The following is an 18,685-nucleotide window of genomic DNA, read 5'->3' as shown; positions in this document are numbered from 1 at the left end:
AGGGAACCGACGTGACGCTCCGCACACTCGACTCACTCGGTTCGCTCGCAGGAAAGCGCGTCGTCGTCCGCTGTGATCTGAACGTGCCCCTCGAGGGCTCGACGATCACGGACGACGGGCGTGTGCGGGCGTCGATTCCCACGCTCAACGCCCTGATCCAGCAGGGCGCCCGCGTCGTGGTCGTCTCTCACCTCGGCCGCCCCGACGGCGCGCCGGACGCGAAATACAGCCTCGAACCGGTGGCCCAGCGGCTCTCGGAGCTGCTCGGCAAGCCGGTGGCCTTCGCGCACGACACCGTCGGTTCGGGCGCAGAGGAGACGGTCGCCGGTCTGGGCGACGGCGACGTCGCCCTTCTCGAGAACCTCCGGTTCAACCCCGGCGAGACCAGCAAGGACGAGGGCGAGCGCCGCGCGTTCGCCGAGAAGCTCGCCGCGTTCGGCGACGCGTTCGTCTCGGACGGCTTCGGGGTGGTCCACCGCAAGCAGGCGAGCGTCTACGAGCTGGCACAGCTCCTCCCGAGCGCCGCCGGCACCCTGATCGCGGCCGAGCTTGAGGTGCTCGACCGGCTCACCGAGAATCCCGAGCGCCCGTATGCGGTCGTGCTCGGCGGGTCCAAGGTGAGCGACAAGCTCGGCGTCATCGGTCACCTGCTGCCGAAGGTCGACTCGCTGCTCATCGGCGGAGGGATGCTGTTCACGTTCCTCGCGGCTCAGGGGCACAAGGTCGGCTCGAGCTTGCTCGAGCGCGACCAGCTCGAAACCGTCAAGGGCTACCTCGCCAAGGCCGAGGAGCTGGGGGTCGAGATCGTGCTTCCGCGCGATGTCGTCGTCGCCTCGAAGTTCGGCGCGGATGCGGAGCACGTGGTGCGACCCGTCGACGCGATCGAGGACACCGACTGGGGCGAGAAGGGCCTCGGGCTCGACATCGGCCCCGAGACGGGCGAGCTGTTCGCGGAGTACGTCCGCGGTGCCCGCACGGTCTTCTGGAACGGACCCATGGGCGTGTTCGAGCTGGCGCCGTTCGCCGCCGGCACGAAGGCTGTCGCGCAGGCGCTGACGGAGGTCGACGGCCTGAGCGTCGTCGGCGGGGGTGACTCCGCCGCAGCGGTGCGCGCCCTCGGCTTCGCCGACAGCGACTTCGGTCACATCTCAACGGGAGGCGGTGCGAGCCTCGAGTTCCTCGAGGGCAAGCGCCTCCCCGGTCTGGAGGTCCTCGGATGGCAGCAGTGAACCCGGTCCAGCGGCGGGTGCCGCTCATCGCCGGCAACTGGAAGATGAACCTGGACCACCTTCAGTCGATCGCCTTCGTGCAGAAGCTCGCGTGGACGCTGAAGGACGCGTCGCACGACTTCAGCGCGGTCGAGGTCGCGGTGTTCCCGCCGTTCACCGACCTGCGGAGCGTTCAGACGCTCGTGGCAGCCGACAAGCTGCCGCTCGCCTTCGGCGGCCAGGATGTGTCCGAGCACGAGTCGGGCGCGTACACCGGTGAGATCGCCGCGGCGTTCCTCGCGGCGCTCGAGTGCCGGTACGTCATCATCGGCCACTCGGAGCGGCGGACGTTGCACGGCGAGACCGATGAGCAGGTCGCCGGCAAGGTCGCGGCGGCGCTGGCGCACGGCGTGGCTCCGATCATCTGCGTGGGCGAGACCGCCGACGACCTCGAGAAGCACGGCGCGAGTGCGGTCCCGGTGGCCCAACTCCGGACCGCTCTGTCGCGTGTCGACTCCGCCGCTGACATCGTGGTCGCCTACGAACCGGTGTGGGCGATCGGGTCCGGCCAGGCTGCAACGCCGGAACAGGCCGAGCAGGTGGCGGCCGCGCTCCGCGGCGTGGTCGCCGAGGTGCTCGGCGAGGAGGTCGCGGCCAAGACGCGCATCCTCTACGGCGGTTCGGTCAAGTCGGGCAACATCGCCGGGTTCATGCGCGAGCCGAACGTGGACGGGGCCCTGGTCGGCGGCGCGAGCCTCGATGTGGCCGAGTTCGCGGCCATCGTCCGGTACCAGAAGCACGTCGGTCTCTGAGCCGTTCAGGTCCGATCCGCACCGACGGCGGGACGGCGGTTATACTGGTCGTTGGTTTCCCGGGTCAAGCCCGGTTGTTCTCGAAAGGTTCCGCGTGCTCATTCTCCAGGTCGTCCTCCAGGTGCTGCTGGGCATCACCAGCCTCCTGCTGACCCTGCTCATCCTGCTGCACAAGGGCCGCGGCGGCGGTCTGTCCGACATGTTCGGCGGCGGCGTGACGTCCAACCTGGGCGCATCGGGGGTCGCGGAACGGAACCTGAACCGCATCACGGTGATTCTCGGCCTGATCTGGATCACGTGCATCGTGGTCCTCGGCCTCATCACCAAATTCAGCGCATAGCGCTCATCTCACCAGAGGAGAAGCATGGCTTCCGGAGGAAGTGCAATCCGTGGCTCGCGCGTCGGCGCGGGCCCGATGGGGGAGCAGGACCGCGGTTTCCACGCGGACCGCATCGCCGTCTCGTACTGGGACGCTCTCGGCAACGAGACCGTCCGGTACTTCGCAGCGAACCTCCCCGAGGAGGAGATCCCGGATGTGATCGACTCCCCGTCGACCGGCCTGCCCGCAGGCCGCGACAAGGAGAACCCTCCGGAGGTCGCCAAGACCGAGCCGTACAAGACGCACCTCGCCTACGTGAAGGAACGTCGCTCCGAGGAGGAGGCCGAGCAGCTGCTGGAGGACGCCCTCAACCAGCTCCGCGCCCGCCGGGGCAAGCCGACCAGCAACTAGGCGAGACCCGCCAGTCCGTCGAGACCGTCCGCGTGAGCGGGCGGTCTCGTCGTTTCTGGTGTCGTGGCCCGGCCCGGCCTACACTCGGCGCTAGGAGGTACGCGCGATGCAGAAACCCGGGGAGCGTTCCGATCCTGTCGGTGCGACCGGTCGTCTGGTCGACACGCTCACGCTGCAGGCTGTGCTCGACGAGGCCGTGATCGCAGCGACGGCCGCCGACCGGCTGCTGGCCGAGTGCAGCGACGGGGAGCGGGTCAGTGCGGCCGTCGCGAGGTCGGGGCTCCGGCTCCGTCTCCGCTTCGCGCAGCTCGGACGGTGGATCGAAGACCTCGACCTGGCGGGTCGCAACGAGGAGATCCGCGACGAGTGCTCGCGCCTCCTGGCGTTCTACCTGCACCTGCTGACCCACGCGATGGACGCACCCTTCGAGCTCCGCCGGCGCAATCGTCTCACGATCCGCAGCGATGCGCCGCTCACGGGCGCGCCCGCCGCGCGGCTGCAGGTCCTGCGCGACCGCCTGCGGGCAGCGGCCTGAATACCTCTGCGAGCCCGGACGGACTGCTCAGTAGCTCGGCGCGATGAGATTCTCGGGCACGTCGACCGCGGCGTCCTTGTCGACGAAGAACACGGTGCGCTTGCGGCCCTTGGCTCCAGCCACCGGGACCTCGGTGTAGCTGGCCCCAGCGAGGGCCAGCCCGAGAGCACTCGCCTTATCCGTGCCCGAGAGGACGAGCCAGATGCGGTCCGACGCATTGATCACCGGACGGGTGAGGCTCAGGCGCTGCGGGGGAGGCTTGGGCGAGTTGCGCTCAGCGATGACCGTCGCCTCCGTCTCCCGGATTCCGGGCCGGTCCGGGAAGAGCGACGCGATGTGACCGTCAGGCCCGACACCGAGGAAGGTGATGTCGAACTTCGGGAACAGCTGACCGTCGGCGGCGAACGCCTCGAGCTCGGACGCGTAGACCCGCGCGGCCTCGTCGATGTCGGCGATCTCATCCGACGCGGGGAAGGGGTGGAGGTTCTCCGGCGGCACGGCGATGTGGTCCAGCAGAGCGGCGTGTGCTTGACGTTCGTTCCTGTCTTCACTTGCACGCTCGACGAAGCGCTCGTCGCCCCACCAGAAGTGGACCCGGGTCCAGTCGATGGTGTCGCGGGCGGGTGAGGCGTTGACGGCCTGGAGGACCGCATCCCCCATGCCGCCGCCGGTGAGAGCGATGTCGGCGTGGCCCTGGTCGTCGAGGATGTCGATCGTCTTGGTGAGGAACCGGGCCGCCACCGAGGCGGCCAGCGCCTCCCTGTCGGGGTGGACCAGCACCCGCCGTTCGTTCGTCATGCTGTCGCGCCCGCTCCTTCGTCGGCGGCCTGCAGGAGTGCCAGGCCCTCTGTGATGACCTCACCGTACAGGTCGTCCGGGTCCAGCCTACGCAATTCCTCGGCGAGGCAATCGCGGAGGCTGCGGCGGGGGAGCGAGAGGTCGTGGGAGGGCTGACCCGGCTGCGACAGCTTGGCCACATTGGGGATCTCGCGCTCGAGTTCGATCGTCCCCGAGGCGCGCTCCATCCGGACGCCGTGGATCCCGCCGGAGCCGATCGCGCGCGAGGCGAGGTCGTACTGCACCGGGACCTGGAGCTGCTTGCGCAGCCACGCGGCGAGCAGGAGCGTCGACGGGGAGTCGGCGGCCCCGGCCACCTCGACGGAGGTGATCGGCTCGTAGGGCGGCTGATCCAGCACGGCGGCGAGCTGCGCCCGCCAGAGCGTCAGGCGCGTCCATGCGAAGTCGGTGTCGCCCGGCGCGTACGTCTCGGAGAGGTGGAAGAGCGCCTCCTGCGGGTTCGGCTGCGCGGAGGCGTCGGTGATCCGTCGCGTCGCGATCCGGCCGAGCGGCGAATGCGACACCTTGGCCGGTGCGATGCCCGGCCACCAGACCACGACGGGCGCGTCCGGGAGGAGCAGCCCGGTGACGAGGCCCTCCTCGTCGCTCGCCGTCTCACCGTAGGCGCGCAGGACGATGACCTCGCTGGCGCCGGCGTCGCCGCCGACGCGGATCTGCGCGTCGAGGCGGCCGTCGCCGTTGTGGCTGCGCTCCTCCTCCGTCGAGACCACGATGACGCGCATCGGGTGCTCGCGGGAGGCGTCGTTGGCGGCCTCGATGGCCTCCTCCTCCTGACCGAGGTGCGTCGCGATGACGAGCGTCAGGACGCGGCCGAGGGCGACGGCGCCGCCCTCCTCGCGGATCTTGACGAGCGCCTTCGAGATGTTGCTGACGGTCGTCGCGGGAAGATCGACGATCATGGACGCCTCCAAACGCGGCCGTCACGGGCGAGGAGCTCGTCGGCCGACTTCGGGCCCCAGGTTCCGGGGCGGTACTGCTCGGGCTGACCCTGCGTCGCCCAGAACTTCTCGATCGGGTCGAGGATCTTCCAGGAGAGCTCGACCTCCTCATGACGGGGGAAGAGCGGCGGGTCGCCGAGAAGGACATCGAGGATGAGGCGCTCGTAGGCCTCGGGGCTCGCCTCGGTGAAGGCGTGGCCGTAGCCGAAGTCCATGCTCACATCGCGCACCTGCATGCCGGCGCCCGGCACCTTCGATCCGAACCGGATCGTCACGCCCTCGTCCGGCTGGACCCGGATGACGAGCGCGTTCTGACCGAGCGCGCTCGTCTGCGACTCGGCGAAGAGCTGCTGCGGCGCCCGCTTGAAGACCACGGCGATCTCGGTCACGCGACGCCCGAGGCGCTTGCCGGCCCGGAGGTAGAAGGGCACGCCCGCCCAGCGCCGGGTGCCGATGCCGAGCTTGATCGCGGCATAGGTCTCGGTCGTCGACTCGGGGTTCATCCCGTCCTCCTGGAGGAAGCCGACGACCTTCTCGCCGCCCTGCCAGCCGTTCGAGTACTGGCCCCGGGCGGTGGAGGTGGCGAGGTCCTGCGGGAGGCGGACCGCGGCGAGCACCTTCTCCTTCTCGGCGCGCAGGTCTGCGGCGTCGAAGGAGATGGGCTCCTCCATGGCCGTCAGCGCGAGCAGCTGCAGGAGGTGGTTCTGGATGACGTCGCGCGCCGCGCCGATGCCGTCGTAGTAGCCGGCCCGGCCGCCGACGCCGATGTCCTCGGCCATCGTGATCTGCACGTGGTCGACGTAGTTGGCGTTCCAGATCGGCTCGTACAGCTCGTTCGCGAAGCGGAGCGCCAGGATGTTCTGGACGGTCTCCTTGCCGAGGTAGTGGTCGATGCGGAACACCGAGTCCGGCGGGAAGACCGTCTCGACCACCTTGTTCAGCTCGCGAGCCGACTGCAGGTCGTGCCCGAACGGCTTCTCGATGACGACACGCCGCCACCCGGTGCCGCTCTGATCGGCGAGGCCCGACTTCCGGAGCTGCTCGGTGACGATCGGGAACGCCTTCGGCGGGATCGACAGGTAGAAGGCGTGATTGCCCATCGTGCCGCGCTCCGCGTCCAGCGCCTCGACGGTCTCCTTGAGGCGCTGGAAGGCCGCGTCGTCGTCGAACTCGCCGGGCACGAACCGGATGCCCTGGGCGAGCTGCTGCCACACGGCGTCGTCGAAGGGGGTGCGCGCGTACTGCTTCACGGCGTCGTAGACGACCTTCTCGAAGTCCTGGTCCTCCCAGTCGCGCCGGGCGAACCCGACGAGGGAGAACCCGGGCGGCAGGAGGCCCCGGTTCGCGAGGTCGTACACGGCCGGCATCAGCTTCTTGCGCGACAGGTCTCCCGTCACGCCGAAGATGATCAGACTGCTCGGCCCCGCGATCCGGTTGAGCCGTCGGTCGGAGGGCAACCGCAGCGGGTTGAACTCCGGGGTGATTTCCACCGGGGACATCGCCCTACTTTCTTTAGAATCCACGGCCTCAGTTCACGGCCTCGAACAGCGAGACCACGTCGGCCTCGGGGTTCGCGAGGGTCAGGGTCAGCACGGGACGGCCGTGCTCGCCGAGAACGCTGGCATCGCCGGCGGCCTGGGCCTGGATGAGCTGGCCGAACGTGAACGGCCGTCCGGGGATCTCGAGGTCCTCCACGGGGGCCTGCGTGATCTGGAGGAACACGCCGACCGCCGGGCCGCCCTTGTGGAACTGACCGGTGGAGTGCAGGAACCGCGGGCCCCAGCCGAACGTGACCGGACGCTTCGCCTTCGCGGCGAGGAGGTCCCGGATGCCGGCGAGCTGGGGCAGCGCGATCCGGTCCACGTAGGCCTGCACCGAGACGTATCCGTCCGGTCCCAGCTGCGCGAGGAGGGCGTCCACGGCGGCGTCGAGCGTGGTGGCGTCGCCGAGGAAGGAGCCTGTGGTGCGCACCTCCACGCCTCCGGCGGTGAACGCGGGGGCGGCCGGCTCGGGCCGGTTGTCGAGCAGCGAGCGCGCGGCGACCTTGGCGGCCTCGACGTCGGGCTGGTCGAACGGGTTGATGCCGAGCAGTCGGCCGGCGACCGCGGTGGCGTACTCCCAGACGATGAGCTGTGCGCCGAGGCTGCCCGAGACGAGGATCTCGCCCTCGTGGCGGTCGGCGGGGAACAGGTGGTGCGCCTCCGCGTTGGAGACGAGCCGCACGACCTGGAGGTCGGCCGGCTTGAGCTCGAGCTCTGGCGCGAGCTTGTCCAGGACGACGGGCAGGAGTCCCGTTCCCTCCTTGCCCGTGGACTCGGCGATCAGCTGCTCGGCCCAGTCGGCGAACCCGACGATGTGGGTGCCGTCGGCGACGATCCCGAGCTTGTCCTTCAGCGGGTTCGTGCCCGCGATCGCGGCGCCGAGCACGAGGCCCGGGTTCTGCTCGTTGTCCACGGCGAGCTCGACGAGCGTCGCGTCGGCCTCATCGAGCAGCTCCGTGAGGTCGACACCCGCGAGTCCCGAGGGGACCAGCCCGAACGCGGTGAGGGCCGAGTAGCGGCCGCCGACGTTCGGGTCGGCGTTGAACACCCGGTAGCCCGCCTCGCGGGCGGACTGGTCGAGCGGCGAGCCCGGGTCCGTGACGACCACGATCCGGCCGCGCGGGTCGATGCCGGCGTCCTGGAACCACTTCTCGTACACGCGGCGCTGGCTGTCGGTCTCGAGGGTGGAACCCGACTTCGACGAGATGACGACGGCGGTGGCCTCGAGACGGTCCCGGAGGGCCGACAGCACCTGGCCCGGCTCGGTCGAGTCGAGCACGGTCAGCTCGGCCTCGGCGGTGCGCGAGATCACCTCGGGGGCCAGGGAGGACCCTCCCATCCCCCCGAGGACGATGTGGTGGACGCCCTGCGAGCGGAGCTCGTCGCGCAGGGCGACGATCTCGGCGACCAGCGGGCGCGAGATCGCGACCGCCTCGGTCCAGCCGAGGCGCTTCGACGCCTCGGCCTCGGCGGCCGGTCCCCAGAGGGCCGGATCCTGCGCGGTGATCCCGGAGGCCACCTTGTCGGCGACCAGCTGCGGCACGACGGTGCGGACCGCCTCAGCGGCCGCGCCCGTGACGTGGATGCGGAAGGTCACTTGGCGGCTCCCTCGAGGGCGGTCTTCACGGTCTCGACGAGCTCGCCCCAGGAGACGACGAACTTCTCGACGCCCTCGCGCTCGAGGGTCTCGGTCACGTCGTCGTAGCTGATGCCGAGCGCGGCGAGGCGGTCGAGCACCTCCTTGGACTCGGCGTAGGCGCCCGTCACCGTGTCGCCGGTGATGGTGCCGTGGTCGAAGGTCGCGTCGAGCGTCTTCTCGGGCATCGTGTTGACGACGTTCGGGGCGACGAGCGCCTCGACGTAGAGGGTGTCCGGGAGGCTCGGGTCCTTGACGCCGGTGGACGCCCAGAGCGGACGCTGCTCGTTGGCACCCGCCTCGACCAGCTTCTTGGCGCGCTCGTCGGCGAAGGCCTGCTCGTAGACCTCGTAGGCGAGGCGGGCGTTGGCGATGCCGGCCTTGCTCTTCAACGACTCGGCCTCCTCGCCGCCGACCGCCGAGAGGCGCTTGTCCACCTCGGTGTCGACTCGGGAGACGAAGAAGGAGGCGACGGAGTGGATGCCGGACAGGTCGATGCCCGCCTCCCGCGCCTTCTCGAGGCCGGTGAGGTAGGCGTCGATGACCTGGCGGTAGCGGTCGAGGCTGAAGATCAGGGTCACGTTGACGCTGATCCCGGCGGCGATGGTCTCGGTGATGGCCTCGAGGCCCTCGACCGTCGCCGGGATCTTGATCATCACGTTCTGCTTGTCGATCTTCGCCGACAGCTTCTTGGCGGCCTCGATCGTCGCCTTGGCGTCGTGTGCGAGGCCCGGCTCCACCTCGATGGAAACGCGGCCGTCGACGCCGTTCGAGCGCTCGAACACCTCGTGGAAGACGTCGCTCGCGTTGGCGACGTCATCGGTAGTGATCTCGAAGATCGCGTCGTCCACGGAGAGGCCCCGGGCGGCGAGTTCGCGGACCTGGGCGTCGTAGGCCTCGCCCTTGGAGAGCGCGGCCGCGAAGATCGTCGGGTTGGTCGTCACGCCGACCACGTTCTTCTCGGCGATGAGCTTCTGGAGGCCGCCGGAGGTGATGCGCTCACGCGACAGGTCGTCGAGCCAGATGCTGACGCCGGCGGCGGACAGCGCCGCCGTCGGGCTTGCGGTCGTGGAAGTTGCGTCGGTCATTGTTCTTCTTCTCTTCCTTCTGCCCGCGCTCAGAGCGACGCGAGCGATTCTTTCGCGGCGGCGACGGCGTGCTCGGTCGTGATGCCGAACTCGCGGAACAGCGTCTTGTAGTCGGCCGAGGCGCCGAAGTGCTCGATCGAGACGCTCCGGCCGTGGTCGCCGACGATCTTGTCCCAGGCCAGAGCGAGGCCGGCCTCGATCGAGACCCGGGCCTTGATCGCGGCCGGGAGCACGGACTCCCGGTACTCGGCGGACTGCTCGGCGAACCATTCGAGGCTCGGGGCCGAGACGACCCGGGCATTGATGCCCTCGCCGCGGAGGACCTCGCGGGCCTCGAGGGCGATCTGCACCTCGGAACCGGTGGCGATGAGGATCACGTCGGGCGTGCCTCCCGGCGCCTCGGCCAGGATGTAGGCGCCCTTGGCGACGTTCTTCGCGGAGGCGAGGGTGTCGCCCTCGGCGTCCCCCTCTCCGCGCTCGAAGACCGGGATGTTCTGGCGCGTCAGCGCGATGCCCGCGGGGCCCTTGCGGCGCTCGAGGATCGTCTTCCAGGCCCAGGCCACCTCGTTCGCGTCGCCCGGGCGGACGACGTCGAACTGGGGGATCGCGCGCAGGGTCGAGAGCTGCTCTATCGGCTGGTGGGTGGGGCCGTCCTCGCCGAGGGCGACCGAGTCGTGGGTCCAGACGAAGATCGACGGCACCTGCATCAGAGCGGCGAGACGCAGCGCCGGGCGCTGGTAGTCGCTGAAGATGAGGAACGTGCCGCCGAACGGCCGCGTCGGGCCGTGCAGCACGATGCCGTTCAGGATCGCCGCCATCGCGTGCTCTCGGATGCCGAAGTGGAGAACCCGGCCGTAGGGGTTGCCGCTCCACTCGTGCGTGGAGCGCTCGGTCGGGACGAACGAGGGCGCGCCCTCGATGGTCGTGTTGTTCGACTCGGCGAGGTCGGCGGAACCGCCCCAGAGCTCGGGCATCACGCCGGCGATCGCGTTGATCACCTTTCCGCTCGCAGCGCGGGTGGAGACGTCCTTGCCGGGCTCGAAGACCGGGAGGGCCTCCTCGAGGCCCTCGGGAACGGCTCCCGACAGGAGGCGGTCCAGAAGCTGCTTGCGCTCCGGGTTGGCCTCCGCCCAGGCGTCGAAGCCCTTCTGCCACTCGGCCCGCTGCTCGGCGCCGCGCTCGACGGCCTTCCGGGTGTGCTCGAGGACCTCGTCGGCGACCTCGAAGGTCTTGTCGGGGTCGAAGCCGAGCACCTCCTTCACCGCGCGCAGCTCGTCGGCACCCAGGGCCGAGCCGTGGATCTTGCCCGTGTTCTGCTTCTTGGGCGACGGCCAGCCGATGATCGTCTTGAGGATGATCAGCGACGGCTTGTCGCTGACGGCCTGGGCGTTCTGGATCGCCTCGTAGAGCTCCTCGACGTCCTCCTTGTAGACGCCGGTCTTCTTCCAGTCGACGACCTGGACGTGCCAGTGGTAGGCCTCGTAGCGCGCGCGGACGTCCTCGGTGAACGCGATGTCGGTGTCGTCCTCGATGGAGATCTGGTTCGCGTCGTAGATCGCGATCAGGTTCCCGAGCTCCTGGTGCCCCGCGAGGCTGGAGGCCTCGGAGCTGATGCCCTCCTCCAGGTCGCCGTCGGAGGCGATCACGTAGGTGAAGTGGTCGAAGGGGCTGGCGCCGGGGGCGGCGTCCGGATCGAACAGGCCGCGCTCGAAACGCTGCGCATAAGCGAAACCGACGGCAGAGGAGATGCCCTGACCGAGCGGGCCGGTCGTGATCTCCACTCCGTCGGTGTGTCCGTACTCCGGGTGGCCGGGTGTGAGGGAGCCCCACGTGCGGAGGGCCTTGAGGTCGTCGAGCTCGAGGCCGTAGCCGCCCAGGTAGAGCTGGATGTACTGCGTCAGCGAGCTGTGGCCGGCGGAGAGGACGAAACGGTCGCGGCCGATCCAGTGCTGGTCGCGAGGGTCGCGGCGCATCACCTTCTGGAAGAGCAGGTAGGCGGCGGGGGCGAGGCTCATGGCGGTGCCGGGATGCCCGTTGCCCACCTTCTCCACCGCGTCGGCCGCGAGAACGCGGACCGTGTCTACCGCCTTGTTGTCAATGGGATCCCACTGCAGTGCTGCCACGTGAAAACTGACCCTTCGTAGAGATGGTGAGGGCCGTCTGTGGAACCCGCACCGGTTGAGGTAGTGCGCGCCGTGGACGTCATCGGCGCCGGAATCCGACCGTGACGGTCGGCGAACAGTCGCGGGTTTCGGGGGCTCCGGCTGGCGAGCACCTCCAAGTATAGGTAACACGCACGAAACGTGGGGTGTTCCCCCAGACGGTTGTGTAACACAGCGACCCGGGGTAGCGCCCCGCATGTGACGTAGACTGTCGGAGGGTCGCCCGCGGTGCGCGGGCGCCGTCGCCGGGCCGCTCCGCGGTCGCGCAGCACATGGACAGGACAACAGCCGAGGAGCAATGGACGTCGCCGTAGAGAGCCGTGTCGGACCGAGCCGCATCGGCGCCGCCCGCAAGGTGAAGGCGTACGTCGCCCTCACCAAGCCCCGCGTCGTCGAACTGCTGCTCGTGACCACGGTGCCGACGATGATCCTCGCCGCCCGCGGCATCCCGAACCTGTGGCTCGTGCTCGCGACGGTGGTGGGGGGCTACATGTCGGCGGGCTCCGCGGGGGCGTTCAACTGCTACATCGACCGCGACATCGACCGTGTGATGAGGCGTACCAAGAACCGCCCGCTGGTCACCGGCGAGCTCAGCGACCGCGAGGCGCTCGTCTTCGCGTGGGCCCTCGGCGTCGCGTCGGTCCTCGTGCTCGGCGTGTTCACCAACTGGCTCGCGGCGGGCCTCTCGGTGCTCGCCATCCTGCTCTACGTCGTCTTCTACACGCTCATCCTCAAGCGCCGGACCCCGCAGAACATCGTCTGGGGCGGCATCGCCGGCTGCATGCCGGTCCTGATCGGCTGGGCCGCGGTGACGGGGTCGCTCGACTGGGCGCCGCTCATCCTGTTCGGCATCATCTTCCTCTGGACGCCGCCGCACTACTGGCCGCTGTCGATGAAATACCGGGCCGATTACCGCGACGCCGGCGTCCCGATGCTCGCCGTCGTCCGAGGCCGTCAGGCGGTCGGCCTGCAGGTGATCCTGTACGCCTGGGCGATGGTCGCCTGCTCGCTCCTGCTGATCCCCGTCGGCCACATGGGGCTGCTGTACACGGCGGTGTCGCTGGTCGCTGGCGGCTGGTTCATCTACGAGTCGCACCGCCTCTACAACCTCGCGATCCGTCACGAGTCTGTGTCGCCGATGCGCGTGTTCCACGGCTCGATCGCCTACCTCACGCTCATCTTCCTCGCGGTCGCGATCGACCCGCTCCTCCCGTTCTGACGCCCGGACGCGCTCTGCGACACGCAGCCCCTACCATGGGCGCATGACGCCGCGGCTGCTGACGGAGCGCCTCGTGCTCGACGCGCCGCGCGAGGAGGACGCCGACGCGGTGCTCGCCATCTGCCGCGACCCGGAGATCCTGCGCTGGGTGCCGCTCCCGTCGCCGTTCACGCGGGAGGACGCGGAGTTCTTCGTCCGCAGCTACGGCCTGCACGGCGAGACCAGCGGCCGCTACACGGTGTGGGCCGTCCGCCTGCGCGGCACGCCGACCCTCCTGGGGGCGGTCGAGCTCCGGCGCGACGACGCCGCGCGGTCCGGGTCGTTCGGGTGCTGGCTGGCTCCGGGCTCGCGCGGGCACGGGTACATGCGGGAGGCGGTGGCCGCGGTGTGCCGCTACGCGTTCTCGCCCGCAGGCCCGGGCTTCGAGCAGTTGCGCTGGGAATGTCTCGCCGGGAACGACAGGAGCAGGCGCCTGGCAGAGGCCGTCGGGTTCGCGTTCGACGACCGCCCCCGGTCGGTGGAGTTCCGCGGCGAGCAACGCCCGGCCGTCATCGGTACCCTGACGCGGGCGCTGCCGGCGGTGTGAGCGTGGTCAGGCCCGGAGGGCCTCGGCGGGGGTGGCGTCGCTCGGCTCGAGCGCGGCGACCGGGGCCTTGAGCGCCAGCACGACGGCCGTCATGACGGCGGCGAGAGTCGCGGCGAGGACCATGTGGATGCCGACGAGGATGCCCGGGAGCCCGGTGTTCGCCTGGATCAGTCCCACGGCGATCTGGGCGACCTCGACCGCGAGGAGCCAGAGCGCGTAGCGGTGAACCGGGGTCGTGCGCAGCCGGAACGAGCCGGCGACCAGGACGAGGGTCAGCGCGAACGTCACGTACGCGGGCACCGCGTGGACGTGCTGGAGGATCTCGGGGTTCAGCCCGTTGCGCTTCGCCCCGCTGTCGCCGGCGTGCGGGCCGGACCCCGTGGTGAGGATGCCCATGAGCACGGTGAGAGCCACGAAGGCGCTGGTCAGGTGCGCGATGCCCGCGAACCAGCCGGGCACCGCCCGCACCCGCGGACCCGGCACGGCGTAGACGCGGACGAGGAAGGCCGTGCAGACCGCCACCAGCGCGATGGACACGACGAAGTGCAGGCCGACGACGTAGGGGTTCAGCCCGGTCAGGACGCTGATCCCGCCGAGCACGGCCTGCGCCGGGATGGCGAGCCCCGCGCCGAGCGCGAGCCAGAAGAGGTCCCTGCGGGAGCGGTACATCCGCACGACCATCAGGAAGGCGATGACCGCGACGACGGCGAGGAGGGCGCTGAGCACGCGGTTGCCGAACTCGATGACGCCGTGGATGCCCATCTCGGGCGTGTTCACGAGAGAGGCGTCCGTGCACTTCGGCCAGGTCGGGCAGCCGAGCCCGCTGGAGGTCAGGCGGACCGCACCTCCCGTGCCGACGAGGACGATCTGGCCCACCAGGTACACCCAGGCGATCGCCCGCAGCGGCGTAGCGACGCGGGTGGGCAGCCAGGCGATGATTCGCTTCATGGGTGTGGTTCCTCGTTCGGGGGTGGGGGATACACGGCCAACGCGCAGCCGCTCCTCTACTTTTACCGTCCTGCACCTGTAGAATCGATGGGTTCGAGAAACGCGCGATCCTGCGCGTGCCGGCACGGCCTCCTCCCCGCTCGAGAGAGCGGCGGCAGCCGTGCAAGCCGGGGCAGCGTCGCCCGTGTCCTCGAACAGTTTAGGTACGCACACCAGCCACCCGCGCAATCAGGACGCTCCGTCGCCACCCCCGGCGGCGGAGGGGAATGAGCCGGACTGATATCCGGTTACGAGTGGAAGGAAGACGAGGTAGATATGTCAGACATCCTGATCGACCGGCCGGAACTCGCCTCACTGGGGCAGTACGAGTTCGGCTGGGCCGACTCCGATGCGGCGGGTGCCTCCGCGCGTCGTGGGCTGGGTCCCGGGGTGGTGAAAGACATCTCGGCCCTCAAGAACGAGCCCGAGTGGATGCTGCAGCGCCGGCTCAAGGCGCTCCAGCTGTTCGAGCGCAAGCCGATGCCCACCTGGGGCGCCGACCTGTCGGAGATCGACTTCGACAACATCAAGTACTTCGTCCGCTCCACCGAGAAGCAGGCGCAGAGCTGGGAGGACCTTCCGGAGGACATCCGGAACACCTACGAGAAGCTCGGCATCCCGGAGGCGGAGCGCCAGCGCCTCGTCGCCGGCGTCGCCGCGCAGTACGAGTCCGAGGTGGTCTACCACCAGATCCGCGAGGACCTCGAGCAGCAGGGCGTCATCTTCCTCGACACGGACACCGCCCTCCGCGAGCACCCGGAGATCTTCGAGGAGTACTTCGGCACGGTGATCCCCGCAGGCGACAACAAGTTCGCCGCGCTGAACACGGCTGTGTGGTCGGGCGGGTCGTTCGTCTACGTGCCGAAGGGCGTCCACGTGGAGATCCCGCTCCAGGCCTACTTCCGCATCAACACCGAGAACATGGGCCAGTTCGAGCGGACGCTGATCATCGCCGACGAGGGCAGCTACGTCCACTACATCGAGGGCTGCACCGCGCCGATCTACAAGTCCGACTCGCTGCACTCCGCGGTGGTCGAGATCATCGTGAAGAAGAACGCCCGCGTCCGCTACACGACCATCCAGAACTGGTCGAACAACGTCTACAACCTCGTCACCAAGCGGGCGACCGCCGCCGAGGGCGCGACGATGGAGTGGATCGACGGCAACATCGGCTCCAAGGTGACGATGAAGTACCCCTCCATCTACCTGATGGGTGAGCACGCCAAGGGCGAGACCCTCTCGGTCGCCTTCGCCGGGCCGGGCCAGCACCAGGACGCCGGCGCGAAGATGATCCACATGGCGCCGTACACGCAGTCCTCGATCGTCTCGAAGTCGATCGCCCGCGGCGGCGGCCGGGCCGGCTACCGCGGCGAGGTCCGTGTCGACGCGAACGCGCACCACGCGGCGAACACCGTCCGGTGCGACGCCCTGCTGGTCGACACCATCTCGCGCTCCGACACGTACCCGGCGATCGACATCCGGGTCGACGACGTGCAGCTCGGCCACGAGGCGACCGTCTCGCGCGTGAGCGAGGAGCAGCTGTTCTACCTGATGTCCCGGGGGCTCCCGGAGGACGAGGCCATGGCGATGATCGTCCGCGGCTTCATCGAGCCGATCGCTCGCGAGCTCCCGATGGAATACGCACTCGAACTCAACAAGCTCATCGAGATGGGCATGGAAGGCTCTGTCGGCTGATATGACGACCGCACCCACCCCGACGCAGACCCCCGACGCGCCGGCGACGCACTTGCGCGCGCCCGTGCCGGTGCAGACCCGCTCCGAGCGGTTCACCTCCACTGAGGTCGCCGACTTCCCGGCCGTCACCGGCCGCGAGGCGATGTGGAAGTACACGCCGGTGGCCCGCATCGCCGAGCTCACCTCGGGCGATCTCGACGGCTCGCCGTACGTCTACGACGTCACCGCGGCACCCGGCGTGAGCACCGCATGGATCGAGCGCGACGACCGCCGGATCGGTGCCGCAGGCAAGCCCGAGGACCGCGCCTCCGCGAACGCGTGGTCGGCCTTCGAGCAGGCTCTGCTGGTCCGGATCGAGGCCGTCGAGGGCGATCACCGCGAGATCACGCTGAGCCGGAGCGCCCTGGGCGCAGCACCCAGGGGCGCCCATACCGTCGTCGACGTCGCCCCGGCGGCAGAGGCGACGCTGATCCTCCAGAACAGGGGGGCGGCGCACCTGTCCGAGAACGTGGAGTTCCTCCTCGGCGAGGGTGCCCGGCTGACCGTGGTCACGCTGCAGGAGTGGGACGACGACGCACTCCACGTCGCCGCCCACTTCGCCGAGCTCGCCGATGGCGCCCACCTCAAGCACGTGGCGGTGACCCTCGGCGGAGGCGTGGTGCGCCTGAACCCGTCGGCCCACCTCGCCGGCGCCCGGTCCGACGCCGAGCTCCTCGGCGCCTACTTCGCCGACGCGTCCCAGCACCTCGAGCAGCAGGTCTATGTGCATCACGACGGTCCCGAGACCCGCAGCCGCGTCACCTACAAGGGCGCCCTGCAGGGGCACGGAGCCCGCACCGTGTGGATCGGCGACGTGCTGATCGGCCCGAAGGCGGTCGGCACCGACACGTACGAGCAGAACCGCAACCTGGTCCTCACGGACGGCGCGCGCGCCGACTCCGTCCCGAACCTCGAGATCGAGACCGGCGACATCGTGGGCGCCGGGCACGCGAGCGCGACGGGCCGCTTCGACGACGAGCAGTTGTTCTACCTGCAGTCCCGCGGCATCCCCGAGCAGGAGGCGCGGCGCCTCGTCGTCCGTGGCTTCCTGTCCGAAATCGTCCAGCAGATCGGCTCGCCGTCGCTCCAGGAGCGTCTCCAGGCCAAGATCGAGGCGGAGCTCGACAGCTCCCCGGTTGCGCAGGCCGACGCCGGGGCGGAGGCCTGATGGCCGGCCAGCGCGCCGTCGCCGTCGACGAGCTCGTCGAGAACCAGGCCAAGCGAGTGGTCCTCGACGGCGTCCCCATCGCCGTCGTCAAAGACTCCGCGGGCGACATCCACGCCATCGGCGACACCTGCACGCACGGCGAGATCTCGCTCTCCGAGGGCTTCGTCGAGGACGAGACCCTGGAGTGCTGGGCCCACGGGTCGCAGTTCTCGCTCGTCACCGGCAAGCCCCTCAACCTCCCGGCCTACGAGCCGGTCCCCGTCTTCACGGTCGAGATCATCGACGGAGACGTCTACATCGACCCGCACGCAACGAAAGAGATCCAGTAAGCATGTCAGTCCTCGAGATCCGCGACCTGCACGTCACCGTCGAGACCGACCAGGGCACGAAGCCCATCCTCAACGGGGTCGACCTCACCATCCGCGAGGGCGAGATCCACGCGATCATGGGCCCCAACGGCTCGGGCAAGTCGACGCTCGCCTACACGATCGCCGGCCACCCGAAGTACACCGTCACGCAGGGGAGCATCACCCTCGACGGCGAGGACGTCCTCGCGATGACCGTCGACGAGCGGGCTCGTGCCGGGCTGTTCCTCGCGATGCAGTACCCCGTCGAGATCCCCGGCGTGACGAACACGAACTTCCTCCGCACCGCGAAGACGGCGATCGACGGCCAGGCGCCGGCCATCCGCACCTGGGTGAAGGACGTCCGCGAGACCATGGGCCGGCTCCGCATGGACTCCTCCTTCGCCGAGCGCAACGTCAACGAGGGGTTCTCGGGAGGCGAGAAGAAGCGCAACGAGATCCTGCAGCTCGAGCTGCTCAAGCCGAAGTTCGCCGTGCTCGACGAGACGGACTCCGGGCTCGACGTCGACGCGTTGAAGGTCGTCTCGGAGGGTGTGAACCGCGCCAAGGAGACCACCGGCCTCGGCATCCTCCTGATCACGCACTACACGCGGATCCTCCGGTACATCAAGCCGGACTTCGTCCACGTCTTCGTGGCCGGCCGCGTCGCCGAGGAGGGCGGCCCCGAGCTGGCCGACCGCCTCGAGGAGGAGGGCTACGACCGCTTCGTCGACGCCCCCGAGCCCGCCAAGGCCGACGCGGTCGAGCTGGCCGAAGCGTAGAATCCTGACATGCCCGCCACGCTGAGCCCCGCGCTCTTCGACCAGGTCGAGGAGGCGCTCAAGAACGTCATGGATCCCGAGCTCGGGATCAATGTCGTCGACCTGGGTCTCATCTACGACCTGGCCTGGGACGACGAGAACAACGCCCTGATCATCTCGATGACGCTGACCAGCGCCGGCTGCCCGCTCACGGACGTGCTCGAGGAGCAGACCGCCGAGTCGCTCGACGGCATCGTCGAGGCATTCCGCATCAACTGGGTGTGGATGCCGCCGTGGGGTCCGGAGCGGATCACCGACGACGGCCGCGACATGATGCGCGCCCTCGGCTTCGCGATCTGACCGTCGCCCACCGACAGC

The 18,685-nt window shown here is 69.6% G+C and carries 19 protein-coding genes; 12 read left to right on the top strand and 7 right to left on the bottom strand.

What is annotated here, in order from left to right; genetic code table 11:
* Positions 1-11 precede the first annotated feature (11 nt).
* From FPT20_RS08345 to FPT20_RS08325, 5 genes are all read left to right on the top strand, one after another.
* Complete coding sequence (locus tag FPT20_RS08345; RefSeq protein ID WP_158864325.1) at positions 12-1,229, top strand: phosphoglycerate kinase; 1,218 nt, start codon at positions 12-14, stop codon at positions 1,227-1,229.
* Positions 1,217-2,020, top strand: coding sequence for a triose-phosphate isomerase (tpiA, locus tag FPT20_RS08340; protein WP_199245721.1), 804 nt, complete (start codon positions 1,217-1,219; stop codon positions 2,018-2,020). Before FPT20_RS08345 ends, tpiA begins: the two co-directional genes overlap by 13 nt.
* Positions 2,021-2,114: 94 nt before the next feature.
* Positions 2,115-2,360: a preprotein translocase subunit SecG gene (secG, locus tag FPT20_RS08335; RefSeq protein ID WP_018191139.1), complete on the top strand. Its 246-nt coding sequence runs from the start codon at positions 2,115-2,117 to the stop codon at positions 2,358-2,360.
* A 24-nt stretch (positions 2,361-2,384) separates the two neighbouring features.
* A complete protein-coding gene (locus FPT20_RS08330; RefSeq protein ID WP_158864323.1) occupies positions 2,385-2,750 on the top strand; it encodes an RNA polymerase-binding protein RbpA in 366 nt (121 codons plus the stop codon).
* Between the two features lie 106 nt (positions 2,751-2,856).
* Positions 2,857-3,285 (top strand): hypothetical protein, encoded by a 429-nt coding sequence (locus tag FPT20_RS08325; protein WP_158864321.1) that lies wholly within the window; start codon positions 2,857-2,859, stop codon positions 3,283-3,285.
* Between the two features lie 27 nt (positions 3,286-3,312).
* Here the strand turns inward: FPT20_RS08325 and pgl are convergent, their stop codons facing one another.
* The 6 genes from pgl to tkt are packed head-to-tail and all read right to left on the bottom strand — an operon-like array spanning position 3,313 to position 11,469.
* Positions 3,313-4,083 (bottom strand): 6-phosphogluconolactonase, encoded by a 771-nt coding sequence (gene pgl, locus FPT20_RS08320; protein ID WP_158864319.1) that lies wholly within the window; start codon positions 4,081-4,083, stop codon positions 3,313-3,315.
* Positions 4,080-5,042, bottom strand: a complete 963-nt coding sequence (locus FPT20_RS08315; protein ID WP_158864317.1) for a glucose-6-phosphate dehydrogenase assembly protein OpcA — start codon at positions 5,040-5,042, stop codon at positions 4,080-4,082. Before FPT20_RS08315 ends, pgl begins: the two co-directional genes overlap by 4 nt.
* A complete protein-coding gene (gene zwf / locus FPT20_RS08310) occupies positions 5,039-6,580 on the bottom strand; it encodes a glucose-6-phosphate dehydrogenase (RefSeq protein WP_158864315.1) in 1,542 nt (513 codons plus the stop codon). Before zwf ends, FPT20_RS08315 begins: the two co-directional genes overlap by 4 nt.
* 28 nt (positions 6,581-6,608) lie before the next feature.
* On the bottom strand, positions 6,609-8,219 hold the full coding sequence (locus tag FPT20_RS08305) for a glucose-6-phosphate isomerase (protein ID WP_158864313.1): 1,611 nt from the start codon (positions 8,217-8,219) through the stop codon (positions 6,609-6,611).
* Complete coding sequence (tal, locus tag FPT20_RS08300) at positions 8,216-9,346, bottom strand: transaldolase (protein WP_158864310.1); 1,131 nt, start codon at positions 9,344-9,346, stop codon at positions 8,216-8,218. The genes FPT20_RS08305 and tal overlap by 4 nt, the downstream gene beginning before the upstream one ends.
* A 29-nt stretch (positions 9,347-9,375) precedes the next feature.
* Entirely contained in the window at positions 9,376-11,469 is a 2,094-nt protein-coding gene (gene tkt / locus FPT20_RS08295; RefSeq protein WP_158864308.1) for a transketolase, read from the bottom strand.
* Positions 11,470-11,806: 337 nt separating this feature from the next.
* On the opposite strand from tkt, the gene FPT20_RS08290 reads away from it, so the two are divergent.
* Together FPT20_RS08290 and FPT20_RS08285 are read left to right on the top strand one after the other, a co-directional pair.
* Positions 11,807-12,727, top strand: a complete 921-nt coding sequence (locus FPT20_RS08290) for a heme o synthase (RefSeq protein ID WP_158864306.1) — start codon at positions 11,807-11,809, stop codon at positions 12,725-12,727.
* 43 nt (positions 12,728-12,770) lie between these two features.
* Positions 12,771-13,313 carry a GNAT family N-acetyltransferase gene (locus FPT20_RS08285; protein ID WP_158864304.1) on the top strand — a complete coding sequence of 181 codons (543 nt, stop codon included), beginning with the start codon at positions 12,771-12,773 and terminating at the stop codon, positions 13,311-13,313.
* Positions 13,314-13,319: 6 nt separating this feature from the next.
* Here FPT20_RS08285 and FPT20_RS08280 read toward each other — a convergent pair whose 3' ends face one another.
* Entirely contained in the window at positions 13,320-14,261 is a 942-nt protein-coding gene (locus FPT20_RS08280; protein WP_158864302.1) for a COX15/CtaA family protein, read from the bottom strand.
* Between the two features lie 315 nt (positions 14,262-14,576).
* On the opposite strand from FPT20_RS08280, the gene sufB reads away from it, so the two are divergent.
* From sufB to FPT20_RS08255, 5 genes are read left to right on the top strand one after another with little or no spacing between them, the layout of a single operon-like run.
* On the top strand, positions 14,577-15,995 hold the full coding sequence (gene sufB / locus FPT20_RS08275; RefSeq protein WP_158864300.1) for a Fe-S cluster assembly protein SufB: 1,419 nt from the start codon (positions 14,577-14,579) through the stop codon (positions 15,993-15,995).
* Position 15,996: 1 nt separating this feature from the next.
* On the top strand, positions 15,997-17,202 hold the full coding sequence (sufD, locus tag FPT20_RS08270; RefSeq protein ID WP_158864298.1) for a Fe-S cluster assembly protein SufD: 1,206 nt from the start codon (positions 15,997-15,999) through the stop codon (positions 17,200-17,202).
* The gene (locus FPT20_RS08265) at positions 17,202-17,531 is read left to right on the top strand and encodes a non-heme iron oxygenase ferredoxin subunit (protein ID WP_158864296.1); all 330 of its coding nucleotides are present in this window, start codon (positions 17,202-17,204) and stop codon (positions 17,529-17,531) included. Before sufD ends, FPT20_RS08265 begins: the two co-directional genes overlap by 1 nt.
* Positions 17,532-17,533: 2 nt before the next feature.
* On the top strand, positions 17,534-18,328 hold the full coding sequence (gene sufC, locus FPT20_RS08260) for a Fe-S cluster assembly ATPase SufC (protein ID WP_158864294.1): 795 nt from the start codon (positions 17,534-17,536) through the stop codon (positions 18,326-18,328).
* Positions 18,329-18,337: 9 nt separating this feature from the next.
* Positions 18,338-18,667, top strand: coding sequence for a metal-sulfur cluster assembly factor (locus FPT20_RS08255; protein WP_055893974.1), 330 nt, complete (start codon positions 18,338-18,340; stop codon positions 18,665-18,667).
* Positions 18,668-18,685 lie beyond the last annotated feature (18 nt).

The organism is Leifsonia sp. AG29 (assembly GCF_009765225.1).
Classification (GTDB): domain Bacteria; phylum Actinomycetota; class Actinomycetes; order Actinomycetales; family Microbacteriaceae; genus Leifsonia.
The sequence above is the reverse complement of the archived record's forward strand: the minus strand, read 5'-3'. Positions and strand labels throughout refer to the sequence as shown.